The sequence below is a fragment of the Cuspidothrix issatschenkoi CHARLIE-1 genome (assembly GCF_002934005.1).
Classification (GTDB): domain Bacteria; phylum Cyanobacteriota; class Cyanobacteriia; order Cyanobacteriales; family Nostocaceae; genus Cuspidothrix; species Cuspidothrix issatschenkoi.
In genome coordinates this window covers 1-26,935 of the sequence record NZ_PGEM01000158.1, presented here as the reverse complement: position 1 = coordinate 26,935, position 26,935 = coordinate 1, and the positions used below count along the sequence as shown (strand labels likewise).

Annotated in this window: 26 protein-coding genes; 16 read left to right on the top strand and 10 right to left on the bottom strand. The window is 36.1% G+C overall.

Annotated elements, in window-relative coordinates; all coding sequences use genetic code 11:
• Positions 1-44: 44 nt before the first annotated feature.
• The 5 genes from CUN59_RS18370 to cobS all read right to left on the bottom strand — a co-directional run bounded on the left by CUN59_RS18370 (position 45) and on the right by cobS (position 6,177).
• Positions 45-2,159: a WD40 repeat domain-containing protein gene (locus tag CUN59_RS18370; RefSeq protein WP_104389208.1), complete on the bottom strand. Its 2,115-nt coding sequence runs from the start codon at positions 2,157-2,159 to the stop codon at positions 45-47.
• A gap of 822 nt (positions 2,160-2,981) precedes the next feature.
• Complete coding sequence (locus CUN59_RS18360) at positions 2,982-3,977, bottom strand: DUF4351 domain-containing protein (RefSeq protein ID WP_104389206.1); 996 nt, start codon at positions 3,975-3,977, stop codon at positions 2,982-2,984.
• 529 nt (positions 3,978-4,506) lie between these two features.
• A complete protein-coding gene (locus CUN59_RS18350; protein WP_104389204.1) occupies positions 4,507-4,893 on the bottom strand; it encodes a type II toxin-antitoxin system PemK/MazF family toxin in 387 nt (128 codons plus the stop codon).
• Positions 4,890-5,147: a hypothetical protein gene (locus CUN59_RS18345; RefSeq protein ID WP_104389203.1), complete on the bottom strand. Its 258-nt coding sequence runs from the start codon at positions 5,145-5,147 to the stop codon at positions 4,890-4,892. The genes CUN59_RS18350 and CUN59_RS18345 overlap by 4 nt, the downstream gene beginning before the upstream one ends.
• A gap of 256 nt (positions 5,148-5,403) precedes the next feature.
• Complete coding sequence (cobS, locus tag CUN59_RS18340; protein ID WP_104389202.1) at positions 5,404-6,177, bottom strand: adenosylcobinamide-GDP ribazoletransferase; 774 nt, start codon at positions 6,175-6,177, stop codon at positions 5,404-5,406.
• A gap of 224 nt (positions 6,178-6,401) precedes the next feature.
• Between cobS and CUN59_RS18335 the strand changes: the two genes are divergently transcribed.
• The 5 genes from CUN59_RS18335 to psbM all read left to right on the top strand — a co-directional run bounded on the left by CUN59_RS18335 (position 6,402) and on the right by psbM (position 9,191).
• Positions 6,402-6,848 carry a hypothetical protein gene (locus CUN59_RS18335; RefSeq protein WP_104389201.1) on the top strand — a complete coding sequence of 149 codons (447 nt, stop codon included), beginning with the start codon at positions 6,402-6,404 and terminating at the stop codon, positions 6,846-6,848.
• A gap of 282 nt (positions 6,849-7,130) precedes the next feature.
• The gene (tgt, locus tag CUN59_RS18330; protein WP_104389200.1) at positions 7,131-8,276 is read left to right on the top strand and encodes a tRNA guanosine(34) transglycosylase Tgt; all 1,146 of its coding nucleotides are present in this window, start codon (positions 7,131-7,133) and stop codon (positions 8,274-8,276) included.
• Positions 8,277-8,396: 120 nt separating this feature from the next.
• Complete coding sequence (locus CUN59_RS18325) at positions 8,397-8,534, top strand: photosystem II reaction center protein K (protein ID WP_006195022.1); 138 nt, start codon at positions 8,397-8,399, stop codon at positions 8,532-8,534.
• Positions 8,535-8,670: 136 nt separating this feature from the next.
• Complete coding sequence (locus CUN59_RS18320; protein ID WP_104389199.1) at positions 8,671-8,967, top strand: 2Fe-2S iron-sulfur cluster-binding protein; 297 nt, start codon at positions 8,671-8,673, stop codon at positions 8,965-8,967.
• 116 nt (positions 8,968-9,083) lie between these two features.
• Positions 9,084-9,191 (top strand): photosystem II reaction center protein PsbM, encoded by a 108-nt coding sequence (gene psbM, locus CUN59_RS18315; protein WP_104389198.1) that lies wholly within the window; start codon positions 9,084-9,086, stop codon positions 9,189-9,191.
• A gap of 721 nt (positions 9,192-9,912) precedes the next feature.
• Here psbM and CUN59_RS18310 read toward each other — a convergent pair.
• Positions 9,913-10,764, bottom strand: coding sequence for a universal stress protein (locus CUN59_RS18310; protein WP_104389197.1), 852 nt, complete (start codon positions 10,762-10,764; stop codon positions 9,913-9,915).
• Positions 10,765-11,283: 519 nt separating this feature from the next.
• Between CUN59_RS18310 and CUN59_RS18305 the strand changes: the two genes are divergently transcribed.
• The 3 genes from CUN59_RS18305 (at position 11,284) to CUN59_RS18295 (ending at position 12,537) form a co-directional block, all read left to right on the top strand.
• Positions 11,284-11,727 (top strand): hypothetical protein, encoded by a 444-nt coding sequence (locus CUN59_RS18305; RefSeq protein ID WP_104389196.1) that lies wholly within the window; start codon positions 11,284-11,286, stop codon positions 11,725-11,727.
• Between the two features lie 148 nt (positions 11,728-11,875).
• On the top strand, positions 11,876-12,136 hold the full coding sequence (locus CUN59_RS18300) for a hypothetical protein (RefSeq protein WP_104389195.1): 261 nt from the start codon (positions 11,876-11,878) through the stop codon (positions 12,134-12,136).
• On the top strand, positions 12,133-12,537 hold the full coding sequence (locus CUN59_RS18295; RefSeq protein ID WP_104389194.1) for a type II toxin-antitoxin system VapC family toxin: 405 nt from the start codon (positions 12,133-12,135) through the stop codon (positions 12,535-12,537). Before CUN59_RS18300 ends, CUN59_RS18295 begins: the two co-directional genes overlap by 4 nt.
• Positions 12,538-12,656: 119 nt before the next feature.
• Here the strand turns inward: CUN59_RS18295 and CUN59_RS18290 are convergent, their stop codons facing one another.
• Entirely contained in the window at positions 12,657-14,318 is a 1,662-nt protein-coding gene (locus CUN59_RS18290) for a DNA methyltransferase (protein ID WP_104389193.1), read from the bottom strand.
• A gap of 197 nt (positions 14,319-14,515) precedes the next feature.
• On the opposite strand from CUN59_RS18290, the gene CUN59_RS18285 reads away from it, so the two are divergent.
• Entirely contained in the window at positions 14,516-15,874 is a 1,359-nt protein-coding gene (locus CUN59_RS18285; protein WP_104389192.1) for a helix-turn-helix domain-containing protein, read from the top strand.
• 25 nt (positions 15,875-15,899) lie between these two features.
• Here CUN59_RS18285 and CUN59_RS18280 read toward each other — a convergent pair whose 3' ends face one another.
• The gene (locus CUN59_RS18280) at positions 15,900-16,340 is read right to left on the bottom strand and encodes a hypothetical protein (protein WP_104389191.1); all 441 of its coding nucleotides are present in this window, start codon (positions 16,338-16,340) and stop codon (positions 15,900-15,902) included.
• 97 nt (positions 16,341-16,437) lie between these two features.
• On the opposite strand from CUN59_RS18280, the gene petN reads away from it, so the two are divergent.
• Both petN and CUN59_RS21545 read left to right on the top strand, forming a co-directional pair.
• The gene (gene petN, locus CUN59_RS18275; RefSeq protein WP_104389190.1) at positions 16,438-16,524 is read left to right on the top strand and encodes a cytochrome b6-f complex subunit PetN; all 87 of its coding nucleotides are present in this window, start codon (positions 16,438-16,440) and stop codon (positions 16,522-16,524) included.
• A 7-nt stretch (positions 16,525-16,531) separates the two neighbouring features.
• Positions 16,532-16,693 carry a hypothetical protein gene (locus tag CUN59_RS21545; RefSeq protein ID WP_165790226.1) on the top strand — a complete coding sequence of 54 codons (162 nt, stop codon included), beginning with the start codon at positions 16,532-16,534 and terminating at the stop codon, positions 16,691-16,693.
• 226 nt (positions 16,694-16,919) lie between these two features.
• Here the strand turns inward: CUN59_RS21545 and CUN59_RS18270 are convergent, their stop codons facing one another.
• A complete protein-coding gene (locus CUN59_RS18270) occupies positions 16,920-17,336 on the bottom strand; it encodes a Fur family transcriptional regulator (protein WP_104389189.1) in 417 nt (138 codons plus the stop codon).
• Positions 17,337-17,704: 368 nt separating this feature from the next.
• Between CUN59_RS18270 and CUN59_RS18265 the strand changes: the two genes are divergently transcribed.
• Complete coding sequence (locus CUN59_RS18265) at positions 17,705-18,277, top strand: peroxiredoxin (RefSeq protein WP_104389188.1); 573 nt, start codon at positions 17,705-17,707, stop codon at positions 18,275-18,277.
• Positions 18,278-18,501: 224 nt separating this feature from the next.
• Here the strand turns inward: CUN59_RS18265 and CUN59_RS18260 are convergent, their stop codons facing one another.
• A complete protein-coding gene (locus tag CUN59_RS18260; RefSeq protein WP_207765442.1) occupies positions 18,502-19,368 on the bottom strand; it encodes a fructosamine kinase family protein in 867 nt (288 codons plus the stop codon).
• 218 nt (positions 19,369-19,586) lie between these two features.
• Between CUN59_RS18260 and recQ the strand changes: the two genes are divergently transcribed.
• The 4 genes from recQ (at position 19,587) to CUN59_RS18240 (ending at position 26,619) form a co-directional block, all read left to right on the top strand.
• On the top strand, positions 19,587-21,776 hold the full coding sequence (gene recQ / locus CUN59_RS18255) for a DNA helicase RecQ (RefSeq protein ID WP_104389187.1): 2,190 nt from the start codon (positions 19,587-19,589) through the stop codon (positions 21,774-21,776).
• A gap of 690 nt (positions 21,777-22,466) precedes the next feature.
• The gene (locus CUN59_RS18250) at positions 22,467-24,431 is read left to right on the top strand and encodes an AMP-dependent synthetase/ligase (RefSeq protein WP_104389186.1); all 1,965 of its coding nucleotides are present in this window, start codon (positions 22,467-22,469) and stop codon (positions 24,429-24,431) included.
• Positions 24,432-24,677: 246 nt separating this feature from the next.
• Entirely contained in the window at positions 24,678-25,127 is a 450-nt protein-coding gene (locus tag CUN59_RS18245) for a YlqD family protein (RefSeq protein ID WP_104389185.1), read from the top strand.
• Between the two features lie 202 nt (positions 25,128-25,329).
• Positions 25,330-26,619: a dihydrolipoamide acetyltransferase family protein gene (locus tag CUN59_RS18240; protein ID WP_104389184.1), complete on the top strand. Its 1,290-nt coding sequence runs from the start codon at positions 25,330-25,332 to the stop codon at positions 26,617-26,619.
• The last annotated feature ends 316 nt before the right edge of the window (positions 26,620-26,935 follow it).

Sequence of the window (26,935 nt, the reverse complement as noted above, 5' to 3'; positions counted from 1 at the left end):
TTTTGATTGCTTTGTGCGTAAGTCCTACCTAAATACAGAAGCATTTATGCCATAGGAAACAAAGTAATGGTTGTATCTTTACTTCCAGCAGCTAATATTTTACCATCTGGACTGAAGGCAATTGAGTAAATTACAGAATTGTTACATTTGACACTAGAAATTTCTTCACCAGTAGCTACTGACCATAATTTCACTGTTTTATCTTTACTCGCACTCGCTAAAATTTGTCCATTTGGACTATATGCGACCGCACAAATATGATTAGAATGTCCTGATAAAGTTCTAATTTCTTGACTAGTTTCTAGATTCCACAGTTTAATAGTTTTGTCTTGACTACCACTAATTAAAGTTTTTCCGTCGGGGCTAAATGCTAGAGATGTAATCCCTCCAAACCAATCAGAATGTCCTGTTAAGGTTTTCACTTCATTTTCAGCTAATTGTAAAATCTTGATAGTTTTATCATTACCACCTGCACCACTAGCTAATAGTTTACCGTCGGGACTAAAAGTTACAGATAAAACATCATCGGTATGACCTTTGAAAGAGTAGATTTCTTTTCCTGTTTCTAATGACCATAGTTTAACTGTTTTGTCTTTACTTCCACTGGCTAAAATTTTCCCCAAGGGACTAAATGCAAGAGCATAAACCCTTTCTTCGTGTCCTGTAAAAGTGAAAACTTCTATTCCTAAATTTACATCCCATAATTTAATAGTTTTATCATCACTACCACTTACTAAAAATTTACCATCTGGACTAAAAGCTAGAGAATTAATCCCTCTAGACCCAGAATATTCTCCATGGCCTTCAAAGGTGCGATGTTGCTGAGTTGCTAAATCCCACAATTTAATAATTTTATCATCACTGCCACTTGCTAAAAATCTCCCATCTGGACTAAAAGCTACAGCAAGAACTTTTTTTTCATGTCCTTTGAGAGTACGAACAAATACTAATTTTTCGGTGTTGTCATTTGATGAAGATGTGGTAGCAATTACTTCTAGTGGTTCTTGATAATTATCTGATTCTTTTATACTTGATTCATTTCCTAACTGTGCCGGGTTAAACCAAGTATTTAATTCCGTCAATACATCTAATGTTTTCAACGATTTGTTAATAGAATTGCCAATAGAATCAAATATGTCATTATTTTTGGAAATTTCTTCTTTTTCTTGGCTTGCTGTTTCCAGTATTGGATTTGTTTGCGAATTTGATTTATTTTCAACCTGTAACGGTTGTACCAAAGCTGTAAATAAACTATCTAATTCTGTGAATCTATCTGTCAACCGTTGGTTAATAGAATCAAATATGTCATTATTTTTGGAAATTTCACTTGCTTGCTTTTCTTTGATGTCACCTATTTCTTGGTTTTGTTCTAAAATTGTCTGATGTAATTTCTGTGTTGAATTATCAATTTCTGCAAATCGGGAATTAACAACTTCTATTTGTTGATGAATTTGGCTAAATTCCTGACTTTGATTTTTTTGATTATCCCGTAATTTTGCTAATTGCTGTTCACTTCCTTCATTGCCATTTTGGATAAAAGTTTCAATTTCTGCAAATCGAGAATTAAATACTTGTAGCTGTTGATTAATTTGTGATAATTCAGTTTTCAATTCTGCCGTATTGCTGATATATTCATCTTGATCAACAGTATAACTCAAACTTTCTAGAGAAATATCTAATTTCTGTAACCGATTATTGACTATTTGTATTTCTTGATGAACTGCATTAAATTCTGTATTCAATTTTTGAATTGATATTTGAATTTTCTGATCAATAATTTGACTAATTTCTTGTTTATAAACTTCAAGTTGTCCCAAACGTTCATTAATGGCAATTTCAATTGTTTGATCAATAATTTGGCTGAGTTGTTGTCTCCAAGCTTCGATTTGTTCTAAACGTTGATTAGAGGTATTCATGGTATTATTTACTTGGTAAAATTCTTCAGTGATATTTTGCAAACTTGTCTGTAATTGCTCAATTTGTGATTGTGATTGAGAATAATTCAACTTAGGACGATTGACTAAATTTAAAGTTATACTTAAACTCACGGGAATAACCGCATAAACTACTTGTTGCGTCACTGTAGCCACTATTGTTCCCAATATTGATAACCCTAAGCATACATACTCGCTAACTTCTAGCAACTGACGATTATTCATGATAACTGGTATTACTTGTCAAGTCGTGATTAATTTATCATAAATTATATTCAATAAAACTAAAAAAATAAAACTTTACGTTCCTAATAGTCGGTTTTAACCGACTTTAGCTATAAGACAGGGAATTTATTCCCTGGATTTTGGAATATCAATTTTTGAATACAATTATATAGCCCACATTCCGCAGATAAAATCCAATTCTGAATAATTATCACGAAAGATTCAGGGTTGTACAAACTTTACTCCAAAAATATTCTCAATAAATGAGATAAATTCCTAATAAATATTTTATAGTTCCTTTGAACTAAAATCCTGAAAACCCTTACCAAACAATGTTTTTGGAGATAATAATTTTTTTATTCTCCGCTTATGCGGAATGTGAGATATAGCTTGATAATAACAGTATTTTCCGCACAGATATCCGTAAAATTGCCTTTTCAGGTTGAAAATATCACTAAAAAACAGACAATTACGGATTGAAAATAGCCAAAAAAAGGGATACAATTGGCGCACTGCTGTAAAAATTTTGTCACTTTTGCCTATTAACTTAAATATAAATAGATCCCTAAATTATTAAATAAGTCGGAATATATATTAGCTCTTACAAGCATAAATTATACAGCAGTTCCCGATCTCATTAGGTACAGATATTAATAATAGAACTCTTGTGGTGCGGGCATCTTGCCCGCACAAGTTGTACCTCACTCAAGCTCAACTTGCTGTATGAGATATGCAATTTATTTTACATAACTACTTAATTAGATGGTGGGTTACGCTGTCGCTAACCCACCCTACGTATATTTGAGGATTTCAACAAGAGGATTAATTTAATTGCAACCAATTAAGTAAATCCGCCATACTACTAAAATCTAGTAAAGCCTCACTTAGATTTTCTAACTGATTAACAGAGAGAGATTGAATACGCTGTGTTGTTTCCGGTGATAATTCACCCAAGCGCCTTTTGAGCAGTTTTAAAATAACCAACCGTTCTCCTTCTTGTCTACCTTCTTGTCTACCTTCTTGTCTACCTTCAAATCGTCCTTCTTCTATTCCCCGCTCGTAACCTATGCGCTCACCAGTGGTAATATATCTCATAGTTCGCTCCTGCTCGAATTGTTTATACTCAGACCACAATTGATTTTCTAATGGTTTTGGTAAAATCATCACCCAGTCTATAAAGCGATACAGGTTACGAATATCTTGCTCTTGTAAGCCTAAATCGTATAACCTGCGAATTAAACTGAATTTCCAGATTTTGCGTTTTTGGGGATATGAGCGCGTTTCCTGGGTTTTCAAATGCGCCATAACCACTGTAGCAAAAGGATTTTTGCTATTTTCTAACTCTTGCCACCGTGGTTCATAATCTAACAGTTTAATACTACCAAATTCAAAATTTAACTTTGTCTGGGGATAATTGTAACCGTAATTACTCGGTCGCCATTCACGGTTGGTGTCACATAAAATCGCCAAACTGGTTGCGGGTTGACCAAAACTGTCAAAAATGCGAAAATTGTAGGTAAACATCCGTTGACTGAAATTATCTTCTTTTTTTCCCTGTATTTCTACATGGACTAATAACCACAATTGTTCACCCTGAATTTGCCAAACTTTGACTAATTGGTCAGCATATCTCTTTCCTTGTTCGGCTTCACGGGTAATCTTTTGAAATTCTTTATCGAGAAATTCATAAGGACGTTCCCAGTCAATTAATGCCTCGGTTTCGGGAAAAAAGAATTGCATTGCCTGGGGAAAATATGCGGTGATAATTTCTTTCCATGGACTATCAAAATCAGCCCGTTTATTAATAATATTGGTCATGAATTAGTGGCAGATTATTATTTATCTTACCTCAAATTCTTGGTTACTGAATAAAATTTGTATAGTCTGAATTATAGCAGAAGTGTTGAATCCTGCAATAAAACTTTACGATGCTTGGGTTTTACCCAGGTAAAATCTCTTGTGTATTGAGAATAGAGTCATTAACTGCTCAAATTTGGTATCATCAATGCCAATGCACAACTTGGAAAATATCATCAAAATCTTAACATTCAACACTTCTGGAATTATAGATATAGGAATCCTCCGTGGGTTGTGAACGGATTTTTTGGAACGAACCTACCAGAACACGGAGGACTCAGAGGTAGAAAAAAAGAGGTATGTATTCACGTCTCAGTTTTTTCCCAACCAGTTAAACGTGCATATCTGCCTTTTGGAGATGTTCCTGATACACATTGGACAATAACCGCGATTAAGAAAATTTATGAAACTGGATTTTATCTGTTCCCTGTTCCCTGTTCCCTTCTTTTGTAATGCTGATTCCATTTTGCCAAATCGCTCTCACAATAACTTATTGATTTTGATCAGTTTCTATTATTTGTTGAATGACTTGAGTAATGGCTGTATATTGTTCAGATGTCAGACTACCACGATATGCCACAATACGGGAAATATCAATTGCACGCACTTGATCTAATAGAGCAATTGACGGTGATTTTAATCCAGCCACACCAGCCGAAAATTGCATATATAAATCAGGAGAGTTCACAGCCCATTCTTGCCCTCTATCTGTTGTCATTGGTATAACGAAAACAAGAGGAAAGCGCAGTTTTCCTAAACGGCTTGGCAACCCGACAATAATTGCCGGTCTGAAACCTTCTTGTTCTCTCCCACTGGGAAGCTGATTAGGAAATTTGGCAGTTACGACATCGCCAATTTGTAAAATACGCTCTGTCATATACCTATTTTAACTTTTCCTGTTTCAGCGATAATTTTAACGGGTATTCCCTCTTCTAATTCTCCTTCTTGCCATTCATAAGGTTCATAGTTTTCTAAACTTGATAAGTCGCTTTCTAGCCAGTCTGTATCTTCTTGAGTTTGAGGATTTTCGCTTTGCCAAGCCAGATAATTTAAAAAGCTAAGAACTTCTGGCAATTTATCATCAGGGATAACTTCCAAACGTTGTACTACCTTGTTTCTGAGTTTATTCATCTCTGTAATACTCTGAATAGTTTTTAGTATGGATTAATCTCAACCGATTTGGTGATCATCATTACTATCAATTGTGCCACAAGAAATCCCTTGTTATACCAATTCACCAAAATCATGATACTTATGAATTAGTCGTAGGGGTAAAGCATGAGCTAAACCCCTACCTGCGCATTTGTATCATTATTAAAGTGAAACGGTATTATACCCCACGCAACGAGAAGATCAGCATTATAAATAAAGACAAATTATATCCAGATCAAAAACTGGTAATTACACACAAAAATAAAGCTTCAGTCCACTCCACAACAGCGCCATAAGTATCTCCCGTATGTCCACCTAACTGATAATTAAACCAAGCCGCAGTAACAACAGAAATTACACTCCCAGCTAAAACCATCCCCACAGATAAAACTAACTTTTGGGGATAAATTAACCAAATAACAGCACTCAAACCCAGTAATAAAAATAAGCTTGGGAATAAATCTAAATAGGAACGAATAGCTTGTTTATGAAACGCACCTTTACCAGTAGGTTTTAGATAAGGATAACAGGCGATCGCCATTTGTTGTCCCCAGCGTCCCCACCCACAAGCAGACATCAATACTAAATAATGGTTTTCAGCTATCTCTGTTAAAGCTGTTATTTTCAAAATAATAATCATAATAGCCGCCATTGCCCCAAACGCACCGGTGGCACTATCCATCATCACCTGTAATCTGCGTTTAGGATCACCCACTGCTAAACCATCGGCCGTATCCATCGCTCCATCTAAATGTAACCCTCCTGTAATAGCAATCCACGCACCTACTACCAAAGCATTACGAGTTAGTGATGGTAAACCAATATAATTTAATCCCACATCTAACCCACCTAAAATACTACCAATCATCAACCCAATCATCGGCGCGAAACAAGCAACCCGTTGGAAGTCCAAATTTTGCAAATAGGGTAGGGGAATAGCAGTATAGAAAATTACAGCCGCTACTAGATGTAAGAATTGCTGTTGCCACCAGCGTAAAACGTTAGCCATACTTTAAATAGAATTTAATTAACCAAAATATTCCGAGTATTCATAAATATAAGAGTTCCGATCATCAATTATTCCCATACCGACAATTTGCCCCCGATGATTGGACGATTGCCCCCTAAACTTGATATTTTGGAAATATAAGGAATTAATTATCTATTTCATTGACTGTTTCATTGACTGTCTGGCTGCGTTGTCACTCACCTTCCATCAAACCCTATTCCTATATGAGTCATCATCTACCCGACATGAAAATACCAGCACCGTGTATAGTCAACACGGGGATTATTATTGATAAATTAGATATCCGCCGCTTACTAAGTGATTTAGGTAGAGTTCGCTATGTTTATACCCAAGATAATCAGATACTTAGTGAGGGTAACGGAGATGTAATGGAAGTATTTGCGAATCCCCATCGCTCTACTTTAGTCGCGAATAATGCCCTCTATCTGAATGTGGACAGTTTTGATTATCTAGAATTAAAACAGTCTCCCCAAAAAGAGGTTTATTTTGATTTGACCCAAGAGCAAATGTGTTTGCGTTTAATTCCTCTTTCCACACCCTTCCAGGAAAGACGAGATCGGCAATTTAATTGCACTGCCATAGAGGCAATGATGGATCAAGTCTTAGCAGCTAGATGGGATGCAGAAATTGATGATGACTGTTGTGATTAGTTTTAAGGGAGTCATCACTTCGACTATGGCTACGCCACGCAGGCTATCGCTCAGTGACCAGTCACCGAGTCAGCAGGGGCAAGAAGAAAGGATCTAAGAACGTAGTGTATGTACACTGCCTTACGCTATCAGAAAACTTTAACTAAAGAAATCATATACCCTTTTGGGTGATAGTGGATTGCAGGGTCTGACCCTTACAGGATAAAAACCCCCACCCACTGCCTGAAGTAACCGAGAAAATGTTAAGTTGGTGAATAAATTTAGCGAAATAGTATTTTTCTCTTGAGTGCCAATTTTTCCTTTGCCAGTCTCGCTACCTGTAGCCAGACCAAAGCTAGAGCCGGAATATTTTCTACTCCCCACGGTATCGTAGAAACACCCAGGTTTATGCCTGTGGGAACTTTAGCTAATGTCAAAACTATCACCCCTGCCCAACTGGGAGCAACGGGAGCGCAGATGGTTTTAGCTAATACCTATCATTTACATCTCCAACCAGGAGAAGCCATTGTCGCTGGTGGTGGTGGGCTACATAAGTTTATGGGTTGGCATGGTCCCATGCTCACAGACTCCGGCGGATTTCAGGTTTTTAGTCTGAGCGAAATGCGAAAAATTACTGAAGAAGGTGTAACTTTTCGCTCACCTCATGATGGACAAATGATTAAGTTAACCCCAGAACGTTCTATTGAAATTCAGAACATTTTGGGGGCGGATGTGATCATGGCTTTTGATGAATGTCCTCCCTATCCTGCCACTCGTCAGGAAGTAGAAGCCGCAACTGATAGAACTTATCGTTGGTTAAAACGCTCTATATCCGCCCATCAACGCCAAGATCAAGCATTGTTTCCCATTGTTCAGGGAGGGGTATATTTAGATTTACGCGCCCGTGCTGCTCAAGATTTGGCGGAGTTAGATATGCCGGGATATGCTATTGGTGGGGTGAGTGTGGGTGAACCTACAGATTTAATGGCGCAAATTGTCCAAACTACAGCGCCGTTGTTACCAGTGAATAAACCCCGTTATTTGATGGGTGTGGGGACTTATCGGGAAATGGCGATCGCCATCGCTTCTGGTGTAGATTTATTTGATTGTGTCATTCCTACCCGATGGGCTAGACATGGAACAGCTATTGTTAGCGGTGAACGGTGGAATCTCAAAAATGCTAAATTTCGTGAAGATTTTACACCATTGGATACAACTTGCCCTTGTTATACCTGTGAAAATTTCAGTCGTGCTTATATATCTCATTTAGTGCGATCGCAAGAAATATTAGCTTATACCTTATTGACTATTCATAACATCACCGAATTGATTCGCTTTACCCAAAAGATTCGAGAATCAATTTTGAGCGATCGCTTTGTTACAGATTTTGGTCACTGGCTAGAACCATCAGCAATTGATCTCGAAAAAACCGATCTCACCTCCACCTAGCTTCATCAATCCAAAATCCAAAATCCAAAATCCAAAATCCAAAATTGGATCACCCAACCATGTTAAGATACATCTCACATATTAAAGTTATGTTGGCATATTAGGTGGATTTAAACAAACATGGAAGCAGCACTATTACTAGCAAAACTCCCTGAAGCTTACCAAATCTTCGACCCCTTGGTAGATGTTTTACCTGTTATTCCCGTCTTCTTCTTGTTACTTGCATTTGTTTGGCAAGCAGCAGTGGGTTTCAGATAAATTACCCATCGCCAATTTTTTGGACAGGTAACATACACCTGTCCTAATTTTTTATTATCCAATTAATATTTCTTAATATTTTGCAATAAATCAATATAATTAATTCAGTCATATACTCCATCACCAGAAATCTACTATGGGAAACATCAAATTTGTCAAAGAGAATAAAGAAATAATAGCCGCCGATGGTGCTAATCTCCGACTCAAAGCTGTAGAAAATGGGATTGATATTTATAAATTTTTCGGTAAAATGACCAATTGTGGTGGTGCTGGACAATGTACTACTTGTATTGTGGAAATTGCCGAAGGACTAGAAAACCTGTCTCCACGCACAGATTTAGAAAACCGCAAATTCAAAAATAAGCCTGATAACTACCGTCTTGCTTGTCAAACCTTAGTGAATGGATCCGTGAGTGTGATCACCAAACCCTAAATTTTGCAGTCAATTCAAAATTAGTATTTACTAACCAAAAAATTTGGATTCACTCTGTCATCTATGATGGTATTCTAAAATAGTTGACAGGAAATTACACAAAAGGCTATCTTGCTATGCAAGTTAATGAACTGGGTTTCGTAGCGAGCATTTTGTTCGTGTTAGTACCCGCAGTGTTTTTAATCGTTCTTTACATCCAAACTGCCAGCCGAGAAGGAAATTAGCTGGTTAACCATTTGCTAACTTTCGTTAACTAACGATCTACTTTCCCCATGGCATACATACCACTGGTGAAAAGCGGTCGGATTTCACCAGATGTATGATATATTTTACCTATAGCTTGTAAGCTATTTAGAATTAAGAGTATCTGGAGAAATACCATCTTGGCAAACTATTCCTCTGTAAATCAAGATAGTCACTGCGTCAAGAAAATATAATACTCTTAATTCAGTTTGCTTCTTTGTGCGAGAACCAAGCACGGCAAACACTTATTAAGTGCGCGAGGAATTTATCTTTGTGCATTGGTTGATACGCCTTGGTTGAGAGAAAAATCTCAACTTATGTATTTGTTAGCATTAGTTAGCAAAAAAGTATCGGTGGAAAAGATAGTTAATACTCGAACTATAAAATAAAAACCCCAGGGCTAATTTGTATAATGTAGGGGCGAAGCATTCGGAGCATAAATTATTGGTTTTTAACCAAGAGTATCATCCGAATGCTTCGCCCGTCCTGTGGACTAAAGACATGAAAACTGCTGCAATAATAACAGGACTTACGCAACTGGCACATTAGTAAGGTGCGTCAGATATCAAGAACCTGTTTATTTACATGATTTATACTGTCTGACGCACCCTACATCAGATTTTTGGTGTGACACCTGCGTAAGTCCTAAATAATACAAATGTTTGGGTAAGGGTTTAGCACTGCTAAACCCCTACAAATTTGTTATCCAGCAGTTCGCGCCAAGAGAACTGGACAGGTAGCATTAACACGAACATAATCAGATAAAGACGCGCCTATAAGCCGATCTATATCCACAAAACTTTTAGCAATAGATGGCCGACGGTCTGGAGAACCAATCAATAATAAGTCTATATTCAATTCATTGGTCAAACGACAAATTTCTTCACCGGGTTTACCACTGCTGGTAACACAACGCACCGCCACAGCTTGTTTTTCCGCCTCTGCCACAGCCATTCCTAATACAGAACTTCTCTCTGGTTTAAAATCAGTAACACCAGATAATTTACCACCTAAATCCGTATTGACATTAGCTAAAACCAATTGTCCACCGGTAACACCCCTGAGTAAAAACAAGGCTAAATTCAAGCAGTTTTTAGCAGCCTTAGAATCATCCATTGCCACCATAATACGTTTAATGTTTTTTACGTAAATGTCATCTTTCACCAACAACATAGGACGAGAAGACAACTGAAAAACGTACTGACTGACAGAATTGGATAAAATTGATTGTAATCGTTTTAATCCGCGTGAACCCATAATAATCAAGTCAGCATCCATTTCTTCAGCTACTTGACAAACTACATCTTTGGGATCACCCTGACGCAAAATGGAAGAAACTTGACTAGGATCTAAGTTTAAATACTGGATAGCTTTAGCAAGAATTTTGCCGCCTTCTTCCCATTTGTCCGTCATTACAGCAGCAGTGCTTTGTGGTGGAACAACATGAAGAACTGTGACTTTCGCACCGCGAAATGCAGGTAGTTCTTTCAAGTTTTTGAGCATTTCTTCCGCGTGTCCCAAACCGGAGACAGCCAGCAAAATTTTTTGTATCATTTTTACGTCTTTGTCGTGAAGGTTTTTGTGGTTTTTGCTGCTAATATTGGGCGATGGCTGCGCCACACAAGCTAACAGAATGTTTGTTCTGATGTGCTGAACAACCCAGTTAAGTATTTAGGCATAAATTAACTAAAACTAATTAGCAGTATAACTAATACCAATTAGCATAAGAGTGATAAATATTAAGTTTTTTTACGCCTAATTACGTGAAGTTACAACTAGGTTGCCTATTGTTAAGCATACTGCTTATTTTGCCTGATAAAATTAATAAAATATGATATTAGTTATCATTTGTAATCTATATTAATTTTTTTTAATTTAAGTTAATTATTACTGAAAAATCCATAAAAATGAGCATATATGTGTTTTAGGCGAGAACATCACTATATTTTTTGTGATGATTAAATATGATTGAAAAATAAACTTAAAGCATAAATAATTATGTGATTCTAACTTCAGAAGTTCAATTATAATGGTAGAAAATATAAACTTTGGTTAATTAAGGGGTAAAATATCATGTTGAGAATACAACTACCAACCGCCATTGATTTTAATCCAGCAATTGTGGCTAAAGATCAGGATGAACAACCTATTTTGATGATAGACGTGAGATTTTCGGGTATGTATTCTTCCCCGGATCTGAATATCTTAAAAATGGAACAATATCAGCATATTCCTTTTTTAATGTTTGTTAATTCTCATGTCATGAGAATCTTTAAGAGTCCAACCTTTGCAGAAGTAGCCAGATTTGATACAAAAAAGGTTTTAGGATATTATAATCCAAAAAGTATCGAAGGAATCATTTATCAATCTACCTTAATAACTTTAACTCAATCTTGGTTAAGAGATTTAGCTTATCATTGGAAAAGTGAAAACCCTCCTTACATTGAAGAAATGAAAGAAATTGGCTTATTTACTCTTTTGTTTGATGGTACTACAGAGGAGTTAGAATTATTATGATTATTACAGCAGATTGCACATCCGTGATAATTTTACACACATCATAGTTACGTAACCCAAAATTAGGAGTTTTATTTAGGCAATTTTAAATATCTGATGTATAATTAGGTATATCTTAGCAAAAATCACTCCATATAAATTAAATGCTATGGAAACAATAACTTTAAATTCTCATGTTGGTCAAGATGGAATATTACATTTAGATATTCCTGTAAATATTGTTAATACTGATTTAACCATTACTATTATTTTAAAACCTAGTGCTGATTTTCAACAGGAAAATAAACCAAAAGGAAAAGGTTGGCCTGCTAATTTTTTTGAAGAAACATCAGGATGTTTAAAAGATACTCCTTTAACTATAGATTCTGAAGGTGTTTTTGATGATTTAGAGGAGTTTAAATTATCATGAAATATTTGTTAGATACAAATGTATGTATTAAATATCTGAATGAAGATTTGATTATTCGCAGCAAGTTAGAAAATTCTGATTTAGAAGATGTTGCTGTTTGTTCAGTTGTCAAGTTAGAGTTATTTTATGGAGCAATGAGAAGTGATAATCCTGATCAAGTTTGGGCAAAAGTAAAGCGATTTTTAGAAGTATTTATTTCTTTACCTTTAGATGATATTTCAGCTTTAAATGCAGGTAAAATTCGGGCGCAGTTAGCGAATATTGGTACTCCTATTGGTTATAATGATTTATTAATTGCTTCTATTGCATTGTCTCATGATTTGATTTTGGTGACTCATAATACTAAGGAATTTGTCAGAGTTGAAGGTTTGAAAATAGAAGATTGGGAAATTGAAGAATAGAATTCCTATTTAGTGGTGATCTATCGCTATTATTAGTTAGGTTAGTAATTCAATTGTTTGATGAGAATTAGATATAAATGTTGGGTTTCGTTACCTCAACCCAACCTACTCAAAAGATATTAAATATCTAAGTCCATTTCTATTTGATTAACTTTTACTTCTTTGTGTTTTTCGGCACTTTTAAGAACTTCAAAAGCTAAGGTCATAGTGAATATTTGTTTATTTTCAATAATATCTTGAACTGTCACAATCTGAATTTTATCACAACTATGAGTCATGAGTTTATTTTGATAAAATCCAGCAGATTTGGCGGTTTTTAACATATCTTTTGTAGGATTTTCTAAGGTGATAAATATGGCTATACTGGCATTTTCTAGGGTCATTGTTCCTAATAAATCTCGGATATCTCCTGATTTAACTTTGCCAGATTTAACTTGAAAAATTACCTTTTCTGGTTCACCTTTATCACCTTGAAAATAAACAGTTCCATCTACTCCTTTATCAGAACCTTTTTTAACGTTAATTACGGCTCGATTATTAGTATAAGTTAATATTGCCCATTTTTCAAATTCTTTACGAGTGCGATCATCTGCTTTATTTGCTAATGCTTTCGCGCTTTCTATATCTTTAGGAATACCATGCAGTTTGATAGTATCTACAAACTCTTTACCAAAGCTATCTTCTAATCTTTTTAAAATTAAACTGATGCTTTGATAAGTAATATCAATTCCTATCCATTGTCTATCTAATTTTTGGCAAACTGCAATAGTTGTACCACATCCACAATAAGCATCTAATATTACATCATTTTCATTAGAACTGGCTTTTATGATTCTTTCTAATAATGCTTCTGGTTTCTGTGTTGGATATCCTAAACGTTCTTTTGAAGTTGGTGACATAGGTTTAATATCATCCCAAAAAGACATAACAGCAACACCAGGTCTTTCATCTAAATAATATTTAATATAAGGTTGTCCACTGCTGCTAAAATATAATTTATTGTCTTCATAAAATTTTTCCATATTTTCTTTAGAATAAGCCCAAAATCTGCCTTTAGGAGGTTTTACACCATGAAATTCATAAGATGTATCACCACCTCCTTTTGCTGCTGTAGGTGTTACTAATCTATATCTTCTACCATTCTGATCAACTTTGTTATATTGCTGTTCTAATTGATCTTCTTGAAAAGGTCTATAAATTGTATTAAAAGTATATTGATTAGTTTTAGAATACAGAAAAATTGTATCAAAATTAATTTCAAATTTTTTTGCTCCTTGTTTTGCATTTCCATGTGCAGTAGTTCTTTTCCAGACAATTTCACTCTGATATATTCCTTTGTTGCTACAAAAGACCGCATCTAATACTAATTTTAAATAATGACTAGCAGTAGGATCACAATGTAAATAAAAACTTCCTGTAGGTTTCAAAACTCGATGAATTTCTGTTATCCTTAAAGTCATACTCACCAAATAAGCCAGTAAACTTCCTTTTCCTAAAACATTGGTTAAACCTGAAATTAAAGCAATACATTGTTGAGTAAATAAACCATGATAATTGGTAAGTATTTCATCTATTCCCCGAATAGCGTGATCATCCCATTCCCAAGTATCAATAAATGCTTGAGCTTGCGCTTTATCTTCTACACCAATATTATTATAAATTTGATTGTAATTCCGTTTAGAATTGAAAGGAGGATCAATATAACACAAGTCAACAGACTCATCTTTAATGTAACGTCTTAAAACTTCTAAATTATCGCCATAGTAAAGTTGATTAACCATTGTTTTCTTGCAATTATTTTGCTTAAATTAACCCTGATTAATCATTTTTATACCTAATTACTTTTTTGTCATACCAGAAAATCTGGGGTATTCCCTGATGTTTTGTTAAAAAGTATTAAGTAAAAACCTGAAAAACCCTGATAATTTGGCAACAGATTGAGTTATAATGGCTAAAACTATTAACTCATCTAACTTTTATGACTGTTACAGAAATTTTACAATTTGTGGATAATTTAGTATTTACTAAGACTGATAAACATTTAGACGACCTACAAAAAAAGATAATTGAGGAATTATTTCAAGGTAGAACTTATAAACAAATTGCCAATATGTATGATTATGATGAGGGTTATATTGGTGATGAAAGTAGGAGTTTATTTAAAATTTTATCTGAAATTTTAGGGGAAGATATTAATAAATCTAATTTTTGCTGGACTTTAGAAAGAGGTACAAATTGTTCCAAGATTGTTAGTTTTGGAAATAATACTATTAATTGTTATTCTAATTATGAAAAACTGAGTTATCAAGAAAATAATAATACAGAAAAATCTAAATCTTCTTACCATGATTTAACTTTATCCCCTAAAATCATGCGGTTTTATGGAAGAAAAACAGAATTAGAATGTTTATCTAATTGGATATTAAATCAAAATACTCATTTAATCTCAGTTTTAGGATTATCGGGAATTGGTAAAACTACCCTTGTAAAACGATTTGTTGATCTAAATATTCAACAATTTGAAGTAGTAATTTGGAGAAATTTTAAATTTCCTAAGTCCCTAAATTTACTTATTGATGATTTATTGAATGTTTGTCAACAAGAAGCTAAAGAAACGATAGATGATAAATTCAATCAAATATTTAATATTTTGAGAAATAAAAAATGTTTGATTATTTTAGATGATCTAGAAAATATCTTTGTTAACCGTCAATTTGCTGGACAATATAAACCAGAATATCAAAATTATCAAACCTTCCTGCAAATGATTACAGAAATTGAACATCAAAGTTGTTTAATTTTAATTAGTCAGGAAAAATGCCAAGAAATGATATCCCTAGATAATGAACTTTACCCAATTCATTGTTTAGAACTATCAGGGTTAAATCATCCAGCTACAGAAATATTAAAAAATCAAGGATTAAAAAATCAAGAAACTTGGCTAGAATTAATTAACTTATATGAAAGTCATCCTAAATATTTACAGTATATCAGTATCTTAATTAAGGATGTATTTCAGGGTGAAGTATCAGAATTTATCAAAGAAAATAGTTTAATCTTAACAGAAGATTTTAAATCTCTGTTTGATTCAATTTGGATAAGATTATCAGATATTGAAAAAGGGATATTATTAACAATTAGTCAAAATGATCAACCTATATCTAGAGATGAGATCAAACAGTATTTATCATTGTCATCAATAGATATAATTAACGGGTTACAATCATTAACCAGAAGATTTTTATTAACCAAATTAGAAAATGATGAAAAACAATTTTTTAATATTTCCTCCGTTTTTAGACAGTATTTAAAAGTATATCATTGCTCCTCCTCCTAAATTATTAGAGGAGAACAATTTAAGTTTAAGAAAAAGGTTTAAGCCATTTTTTAAACATTGCAGTATCTAACGCAATAGCCGCCAGAGCAAACCAGAGAATACTTTCTCCTGCTAAGATTAAAAAAGGGAAAATAGAATTATTAAGAAGCCAACCGGTTTCTATTTGAGTTAATCCTCTTACCAAACCAAAAGCCCAAATTCCCCCAGTTTTGAGGTGAGGATTTGTATCTATGCGGATAATATAGCGGTATGTAACACCAAATAAAAAACCAGAAAAGCCCGCAATGATACCACCTAATAACATCTCTATATTTATAGGTGCAATTTGAGCATTATTAAGTATAGGAAAATACTTTTCCAGCCAGAAAATATTGATCAAAGTGGTGACAAGGAAAGCCAAACCTAAAGATATACTGCCAATAACCCCCGCTTTGAGGGATTCTAAGCGTTCTGCCATCAATTCCATGATATTGCCAAACCTCCGATAGAGTTAATGAATCAACCGCCTTTTCCCAGTATGATAAATATTAGAAACCTTTTGTAATTATTTGAAAAGTAGAACTATGATTTTGACACTGGGTTGGGTATCACTGTTGACCGTGTTTACTTGGTCAATTGCTATGGTAGTTTGGGGACGCAACGGACTATAGAATCATCGTGGAAAGTCCATTTCTCAGCATTTTGGCTTTATTTGCTGTAGTCTTGCTAGTAGGGGTCACTGGTGGTGTAATTTATCTAACATTAGCAGATTGGCGCGATCGCCGTCTTCTGGATGACGAAAACCGCTCAACTCGACGTAGCACAACTAAGCGAAAATGATTATCTTACAGTACACATATTGCTGTATGTTGCGTTAAATACCGTTTATGGAGGAAAACAATCTATTCGTTTCCCTCCATAATCTATATTAGACTTGCAAATATTTATGTATTTTTACATTAAAGATGTTACTAATCTTCATACTTATTTAGGAGTTGCAAAAATTTGTAATATTTCTGAACTCCTTATTTAATAGACATTAGACATAACTAGGACTAATTTATACTTAGTGACAGCGATCGCAAATTCCCTCCACCGTCACCTCATATCGTTCCACCTTTAACCCCTCCCGCAGTTGACTGATATCAATACTGGGGAAAGTGTTCCAAGTAATATCTTCAATTGCACCACAGCAGTTGCATCGGAAATGATGATGGGATGCAACATTGGCATCATAACGACATATTCCTTCTTCTAATAGCACTTCTCGCACTAAACCCACCTCACGCAAAGCCTGAAGTGCCGCATATACCGTAGCTTGGGAGGATGTAGGTGCTTCCTGATTCAAGTCCCGCAAAATCTGATCAACCGTAGGATGATCTTTCCTTGCTAATAGGTTGGCATAAACCCCAAATCTTTGGGGGGTGACTCGCAACCCCTTATTTTTCAAGGTTTTGATAATATCATTAGCTTTTTGCTGCATAGGATTTACTTAACTATATAAAGATATAGGCTTCCATTATAACTTTTCTGTAATAAGAACTGAACCCTTTTAAAAAATACATTATAAAATAAGTATTTATGACTATTGACTAATTCCTAAATCAGAATTATTCTGATTTGTAAGGTAAACTAAAACTTACGCAACTGGCACATTGGTAGGGTGCGTTAGATACCAACAATCTGTTTATTTACATGATTTATGCAGTCTGACGTTGTTGGTGAGCTTGTCGAACCACACCCTACAACAGATTTTTGGTGTGACACTTGCGTAAGTCCTAATAAGCTATTGATGCCCAGCAATCAAGCAGCAACACGAGTTAAAATCTTCCATCTAACAAAGAGGTATTTATGACTGCTATCACTCACGTTCCAAATGTAGTATTTAAAACTCGTGTTCGGGATGAATCTATTGGTGGACCAAATCCTTATACTTGGAAAGATTTAACCACTCAAGAAATTTTTGCCGGTAAGAAAGTAGTATTATTTGCTCTACCTGGTGCATTCACCCCCACCTGTTCTTCTACCCATTTGCCTCGCTACGAAGAACTATATGCAGAATTCAAAGCCCAAGGTGTTGACCAAATCATTTGTTTATCAGTTAATGACGCATTTGTAATGTTCCAATGGGGTAAACAACAAGGTTCTAAAAATGTATTCTTGTTACCAGATGGTAGTGGAGAATTTACCCGCAAAATGGGAATGTTAGTTGATAAATCTAACATCGGTTTTGGAATGCGTTCTTGGCGCTATGCAATGGTTGTCAATAACTGCGAAATTGAAAAAATGTTCATTGAACCTGGTTTTGAAGATAACTGTCCTACAGACCCCTTTGAAGTATCTGATGCTGATACCGTTCTTGCTTACCTCAAGGGTGTAGAGCGTCCTGCGGAAGTAGCCCCTCGGTTAGCATTTGTTGGTTAATTATACCTAAAATACAAGTTAAATAATTTTTAATTCATCAACAGCAAGGGAAGTTAGAAAATAAAATTTCCTTTGTTTTTTTTGTTTTCATAAACAAAATCTGCGACTGGCCGAACGCTTATCAAAAGAAGGTAGTAGAGGTAAATTTCAGTGCGGTGGTATTCAAGTCAGGAGAAAGAACCATATAAATTTCTCCCCCAGTCAACCATCAACAGTCACCTATTTTAACTTAAAATTTTCTCAATCATACGATTAGCTTGAGAACTATAACCACCACCAAATAAATTAAAATGATTCAAAACATGATATAAATTATAGAGTGTTTTTCGGGTTTCATATCCCTTATCTAAAGGAAATACCTCTTCATAACCTTGATAAAATGCCGGCGGAAAACCACCAAATAATTCTGTCATCGCAATATCAACTTCTCTATCTCCAAAATAAGTTGCTGGATCAAATATTACTGGTTCACCTTCCACCGTAAAACCCGCATTTCCTCCCCATAAATCTCCATGTACTAAAGCAGGTTGAATTTGATAATCTGCTAATAATTCGGGAATAGCTGCTAATAACTTATCTGCTAATGGAAAACTTCCACCCCGTCTTTTTGCTAACTGAAATTGATAACTCAAACGATATTGAGTATAAAATTCAATCCAAGAATCACAGAAGTTATTAATTTGAGGTGTAGAACCAATGGTGTTATTCACATCCCAACCAAAACCTTCATTACTTGTGGTTTTGTGCATTGCTGCTAACTTCCTGCCCATTTCTTGCCAAGATTTATGATTACCACTAGTCATTTCTAACCATTCCAGAATAATATAGCTAGAATTGCCTGTAATTCCCCAACAAAGTGGTTTAGGAACGCGAATAGTTTGGGTTTTATACATTTGTTGTAAACCCCGCATTTCTGCGGCAAACATCTCTCCTTGAGAAGCTTGGTTTAGTTTAACAAAGTAAGTTAATCTGCCATCACTGACTGCATAACCCTGATTAATACATCCGCCACTAATAGATAAATGTTGCTGACTTACAAATTTTTCACCAGTAATCTGGCTAATATGGGTATCAATTTCCGTCCAAATCATAGTTTATTTACATTCAACTTTTATCCCTAGTATAGTAATCCTACATTAATCATGAACCATAATATGCCCAACTTCTTGATAAAATGAGGAATGGTTATAAAAACAGGTGTATGTGAATATGCCTCAAAAGTTCCATACTTGGGAAAGAACTATTTACCCAACGTGAGTTAAAATTCTCATATCTTCATCACAACCTAGAGACGCAACAGCTATCTACCATGCTTCAGTACCCCCACTTAGAAACAGCTTTAAAACATCACTTTGGTTATGATCAATTTCGCCCTGGACAAAGGCAAATTATCGAAGATGCGCTAGAAAATCGTGATTTAATGGTAGTCATGCCTACAGGTGGGGGTAAATCTCTGTGCTTTCAATTACCGGCACTTTTGAAACCAGGTTTAACTGTGGTAGTGTCACCATTAATTGCTTTAATGCAAGATCAAGTAGAAGCACTGCAAAATAATAACATTTCTGCCACATTTCTCAATAGTAGTCTCAACTCTTATAAAGTTCGCTCCCGTGAAGAAGCAATCATGAATGGTAAAGTGAAATTACTTTATGTTGCCCCAGAACGGCTTGTAAGTGACCGATTTCTCCCACTTTTAGACGTAGTTAAAGAAAAAGTTGGTCTTTCTACTTTTGCTATTGATGAAGCCCATTGTGTATCAGAATGGGGACACGATTTCCGCCCAGAATATCGGCAATTAAGGTTACTCAGAAAACGTTATCCAGATGTTCCTACAGTTGCCCTAACTGCTACCGCTACAGATAGAGTTCGGGCTGATATTATCGAACAATTAGGATTAAAACAACCAAGTATTCACATTGCTAGTTTTAACCGCCAAAATCTTTATTATGAAGTGCGGGCTAAAAGTAAAAATCCCTATTCAGAAATATTAGAAATAGTTCGAGAAAATCAAGGCTCAGGAATTATCTATTGCTTAACCCGTAAAAAAGTTGATGAACTAACTTTAAAACTCCAAAATGATAAAATTTCCGCTTTATCTTATCATGCTGGGTTAAGTGATGATGAAAGATCAAAAAACCAAACTCGGTTTATTCGGGATGATGTGCGGGTAATGGTGGCAACAATTGCCTTTGGTATGGGCATTAATAAACCTGATGTGCGGTTTGTTGTCCATTCTGACTTGCCCCGAAATTTAGAAAGTTATTATCAAGAATCAGGGAGAGCCGGTAGAGATAATGAGCCTTCTAAATGTACACTATTTTTCAATTATGGTGATATTAAAACCATTGAATGGAGTATCAATCAAAAAACAGATCCCCAAGAACAATTAATAGCTAAACAGCAATTAAGACAAGTTATAGATTATGCAGAAGGAACAGACTGTAGACGTACAATTCAATTAAGTTATTTTGGGGAAAGATTTCCGGGAAATTGTGGAAATTGTGATAATTGTCGTTATCCTAAACCTGTACAAGATTGGACTATTGAAGCCATGAAGTTTCTATCTTGTGTAGCTAGGTGTAAAGAAAGATTTGGGATGTCACATATTATTGATGTATTGCGAGGAAGCAAAAATCAAAAAATTCTCCTGAATAAACATGATCAACTTTCTACCTACGGCATTGGTAAAGATAAAACAGCAGATGAATGGCGAATGTTAGGAAGATCACTATTACATCAAGGTTTAATAGAACAAACCGCAGATGGTTATTCAGTTCTTAAACTTAATCCTTTAAGTTGGGAAGTGATGCGGAAACAACGCTCAGTTTCTATTGCTGTTCCTATAGTCCAAAAAATTACTTGGGAAGCTGGAAATACTAAAGCCGCAGATGTGGAAGTTCTCATGCAAAAATTGCGATCGCTTCGTAAACAAATCGCAGACGAACAAGCAGTACCTCCCTACGTCATCTTCCATGATTCTACCCTCAAATTAATGGCACAAAGCCAACCTAAAACCTTAGATGAATTTGGCAATCTTTCCGGGGTTGGTAGCTATAAATTAGCCCAATATGGCGAAAAATTTTTAGCAGAAATTCAAGCCTATTGTCAACAACAAGGGTTACAAGAAAAAACTATTAATCGAGTTAACTCCTCCTCTTATTCTGATTCCCCTTCCGATACAGAATTAACTACACTAGATTTATATAACCAAGGTTTGAGTATTGAAGAAATCGCCCAAAAACGCAACGTTAAATCTGGTACAATTATCAATCATCTCTCAAATTTAATTGAGAAAAAACAATCCTTAGATTTAAGTAAATTAGTACCTTTAGAACGCCAAAAGAAAATCTGGAACATTTTAGAAGTTGTGGGTGATATTTCACTCACTCCTATTCGCGATAACTTAGGTGAAGGCTACAGTTTTGATGAAATTCGTTTAGTCCGGGCAAAATGGCGACGGGAAAAACAAAAATCTCTAAAAGATGATATTGATTTTTAGTTTTTCACAGATAGAACTAAAGATAGCAGCTTGGGTAAAACTAAACAGATAGCTGTATTTACTAATGTTAAAAAGATACCATCTACTAAAGTCATAAATAATTCCTCCTGTTAATTGGTGATGTATATATAGCGGTATGCACTTGAATGAGATACAGAATTTACCTAAAAAACTATACACTCTCATGACTTTCAACTCTGTTCCCTGCTACATCTTAATTTTGCAACATTAACAGTAATTTATATCACTTCTAAGTTTTGAATATATTTAATTTGATATAAGAAAATTAAATTAGGACTTACGCATTGACAGGATAACCCAAATATGAGGTATGGATTTCGGGGATTTTTACGTGATCGTTTGATAATTTTTGAGCGATAGCGAAGCGCTGCTGCAAGCAGTTCGCTATTGATGCGAAATTAATCTCCAAAAGCCTGAAACAACCAAATATCGTTCACACATATCATGGTTGATTTGTACAGTCCTAGATACTAAAATATATGGCTAATATGGCCATAAATCCAGCCAGACCATAGTAGTTAGTTTATATGAAATAGGTTTAGCATAGATTTTTGCAGAGGGAAGGGCTATAAATCAGTAATTGTTATTGATTAATATGTAAACTAGGTAGGGAATAGAATTATCTAAGTTGAAAAAATCACCAATTTGTTTGATTTTAAAGTAGCATTTATGACAAAAACCCAATCTGCAAATTCTTTCTTAGCTAACATTTCTGAGCAAGAACGTCTGGCGTTACAAAGTTTGGCTGATTACAGTAAGGTAGAATCATTACCAGAGGTTTGGCCTTTAGCAGCAAGGCAATTTGCCAATATAGTGGCCCTGCATAACCCCCACGCCAAACCAGAATTAAAAATTACCTATAGTCAGCTTGCATCCCAAATCCAAAGATTTGCCTCAGGTTTACAGGCTTTAGGCATTAACATGAACAATAGTGACTCTCTCCCCTATGGTGAAAGAGTTGCCCTCATTGCTGATAACAGTCCGCGCTGGTTTATTGCTGATCAAGGTATTATGACCGCAGGGGCGGTAAATGCAGTCCGTAGCGCCCAAGCAGAACGAGAAGAATTACTCTATATCATTGCCCATAGTGGCAGTACAGCCCTAGTAGTTGAAGATATCAAAACTCTGAATAAGCTAGGAGATAGACTGAATGAATTACCAATTAAATTGGTAGTTCTCCTTTCTGATGAAACACCACCCACAGAAATGAATTTTCAGGTGGTGAATTTTTCCCAGTTAGTAGAAATTGGTAGTAACAATACCTTAGCAGCCATTCAGATTAATACGGAGGCATTAGCGACTTTAATTTATACTTCTGGAACTACGGGAAAACCCAAGGGTGTAATGCTGTCCCACAAAAATTTACTCCACCAAGTTAAAAGTTTGGGAACAGTAGTACAGCCGAAAAAAGGAGATGTTGCCCTCAGTATTTTACCTACATGGCATAGTTATGAACGCAGTGGTGAGTATTTCCTACTTTCTCAAGGCTGTACCCAAATTTACACTAATTTGCGTTCTGTTAAAGGGGATCTAAAGAAATTCAAGCCCAATTATATGATTGCTGTGCCACGACTATGGGAGTCAATTTATGAAGGAGTGCAAAAGCAATTCCGCGAACAACCAGCCAACAAACAGCAGTTGATTCAGTTTTTATTGGCAAGAAGTCAGCAATATGTGGAAGCGCGGCGAATTAGCCAGGGATTGAGTTTAAATCATATTCATGCTTCAGTTTTAGAGCGATCGCAAGCTAAAATTACAGAATTAGCTTTATTACCCTTCCATAAACTAGGGGAAAAATTAGTTTATGGCAAAGTTCGAGAGGCCACTGGTGGACAAATCAAGCATATTATTAGTGGCGGTGGGGCGCTACCTGGATATATAGATACCTTTTTTGAAATTGTCGGCGTGGAGATTTTACAAGGCTATGGTTTAACCGAAACCTCCCCCGTAACTAACGCCCGTCGTCCTTGGCGTAACTTCCGAGGTTCTTCAGGGCAACCAATTCCGGGTACAGAAGTAAAAATTGTCCATCCAGAAACCCGTAAACCCCTACCCGTAGGAGAACGGGGTTTAGTCTTGCTTAAAGGCCCCCAAATTATGCAAGGTTATTATCAAAATCCCGAAGCCACAAAGAAAGCTATAGATCCAGAAGGCTGGTTTGATAGCGGTGATTTAGGTTGGGTAACACCGGAAAATGATCTAGTATTAACCGGTAGGGCAAAAGATACAATTGTTTTGAGTAATGGCGAAAACATTGAACCTCAGCCCATAGAAGATGTTTGTTTGCGATCGCCCTACATTGATCAAATCATGCTCGTAGGACAAGATCAACGCAGCATTGGGGCTTTAATTGTTCCCAACTTAGAAGCCTTAGAAAAATGGCAACAAACTCAAAATGGTATGGCAAAAATTGACTTGGAGAGTACAATAGTCCAGGACTTATTCCGTCAAGAATTAAATCGGGAAGTCCAAAACCGTCCCGGTTATCGAGCCGATGATCGCATTGGACCATTTAAACTAATTGAGGAACAATTCTCAATTGAAAATGGCATGATGACACAAACGCTCAAAATTCGTCGTCACGTTGTCATGGAACGATATTGCGATATTATTAACGGAATGTTTACCAAATAATTTCCCAAGCAGATTTTATTCGGGAGTAGGGAAGTAGGGGATCACGGGATCACAGGAGTAGGGGAGCAGAACGGAAACTAATATTCTTCTTTCCTCCTGAACTTCGGACTCCTGAACTCCTGATAGCGTTAACGTATTGTGCCGTTCGCGGTAGCGTGCCGTAGGCATCAGGCATAGCGTGGCGTTAGCCATACTCCTGAACTCCTCTCCAAATTACAAACTATTAAGAGTGAACGTACAATTTTTATGGATGCCCCTAACCCTCAATTGCTTTTAAAACGCCCAATAAATGTTAAAGCGATAGTTACCCCCCTCTGGAAAGACGAAGTACAACAACAATTACAAGGTCAGATTAATGAAATTGACCAACAACTACAACAATTAGATATTGAAGGGCAACGAGCAATCACCGCCATTCAAAAACAGAGTATTCAACCACCAGCACCCCAAACACTGCAACAAATAGACAATATTCAATTGCAAGTTAATCAAAAGAAAAGTGAACTGCTAGAGCAGAAAAATCAAATGCTGCAAAACCTCCAGCAAGTTCAATTTTTGGAATTAGATCAAGAAGTTAACCAATTTCAAATGGAAAGCTTTTTCCGCATTGAACCGGGTGATAACTTGATTAGTAAAATGCAGGTTGAAGTTGTACTACGTGATGGGATCGTCGAAGAAATTCGCGGTGATATCTAAATACGTAATGGGTAATGGGTAATTGGTAATTGGTAAAATCTTTTCTCCTATTCCCTGTTCCCTGTTCCCTGTTCCCTGTTCCCTGTTCCCTGCTCCCCAAACATATAAATTTTTATCTAAAATTCTCTGAGCGAGATACAATTTTAGCTAATAACAACTGTTAAAGTCCAAGTTACAAAATTTTGATTCTGAAACCACCATTATGAGCATTAACGAAGTATTTATGCCGGCGCTGAGTTCCACCATGACCGAAGGTAAAATAGTATCTTGGGTCAAGTCGCCTGGAGATAAAGTGGAAAAAGGCGAAACAGTGGTGGTTGTCGAGTCAGATAAGGCGGATATGGATGTAGAAACCTTTTATGAAGGATATCTTGCCCATATCATTGTTCAGGCTGGTGAAACTGCCCCAGTCGGTGCGGCGATCGCTTATATTGCCGAAACAGAGGCAGAAATAGCCGCAGCCCAATCCTTAGCCAATGCAGGTAGCAATGCTGCTCCCCCCACACTTGCCCCTGTACCTGTGGCTGTTGGTGCAGTTGCCGCCCCTGTCACCGCATCTCAAAATGGTTCTAACCATCAATCAAGCAGAGTGGTTATTTCACCCCGCGCCCGCAAATTAGCCAAAGAACTCAAAGTTGATTTGAATATTCTCAAAGGTAGTGGTCCCTACGGTCGGATCGTTGCTGAAGACGTAGAAATTGCAAGTGGCAAAATTAAACCTGTGATTTATACTGCACCCATCGCCCCACCCGTAGCCGCACCCACACCAGTAGCCGCACCTGTACCTGTACTCGCACCAGTAGTTACTAATGCTGGTTCTGGTGAAGTAGTACCATTTACCACCTTACAAAATGCCGTAGTGCGGGGCATGGTTGCTAGTCTATCTGTACCTGTTTTCCGTGTTAGTTACACCATTACCACAGATGGACTAGATAAACTCTACAAACAAGTTAAGTCCAAAGGTGTGACAATGACAGCGCTATTAGCCAAAGCTGTAGCCGTCACCCTGAAAAAACATCCTATCCTTAATGCCAGCTACTCAGATCAGGGCATGGTAAACCACCCGAATATTAATATTTCTGTAGCAGTAGCTATGGATGATGGTGGATTAATTACACCAGTTTTACAAAATGCAGACACATTTGATATCTACTCTTTATCTCGCAATTGGAAATCTTTAGTAGACCGCGCTAGAACCAAACAGCTACAACCAGCCGAATACAACAGTGGTACTTTCACCCTTTCTAACTTAGGAATGTTTGGTGTAGATACCTTTGATGCCATTTTACCCCCCGGACAAGGTTCTATTTTAGCCATTGGTGCATCTCGTCCCCAGCTAGTAGCTACACCAGATGGTTTATTTGGTGTGCGTCAACAAATGCAAGTGACTATTACTTGTGATCACCGCATTATTTATGGCGCTCATGCGGCAGCATTCTTGCAAGATTTAGCGAAGTTGATTGAAACCAATCCTCAATCTTTGACTCTGTAAAACCAAAAAATAGCAATACCTTGTCCAAATTGGAAAAAGCCTTGATCTATAGATTGGGTTATGCTGTCGCTTAACCCAACAAACTAGAAAATGGACAAGGTATTGAATAAATTTAGGACTTACGCATTGACAGGATCAACCAAATATGGGGTATGGTTTTCGGGCATTTTAAGGTTATCTTTTGATGATTTTTAAGCGATAGCGAAGCGCTGCTGCAAGCAGTTCGCTATTGAACAGAAGTTAATCACCAAAAGCCTGAAACGACGGATTTTCGTTCACGCACATCATGGTTAATTTGTACAGTGCGTAAGTCCTA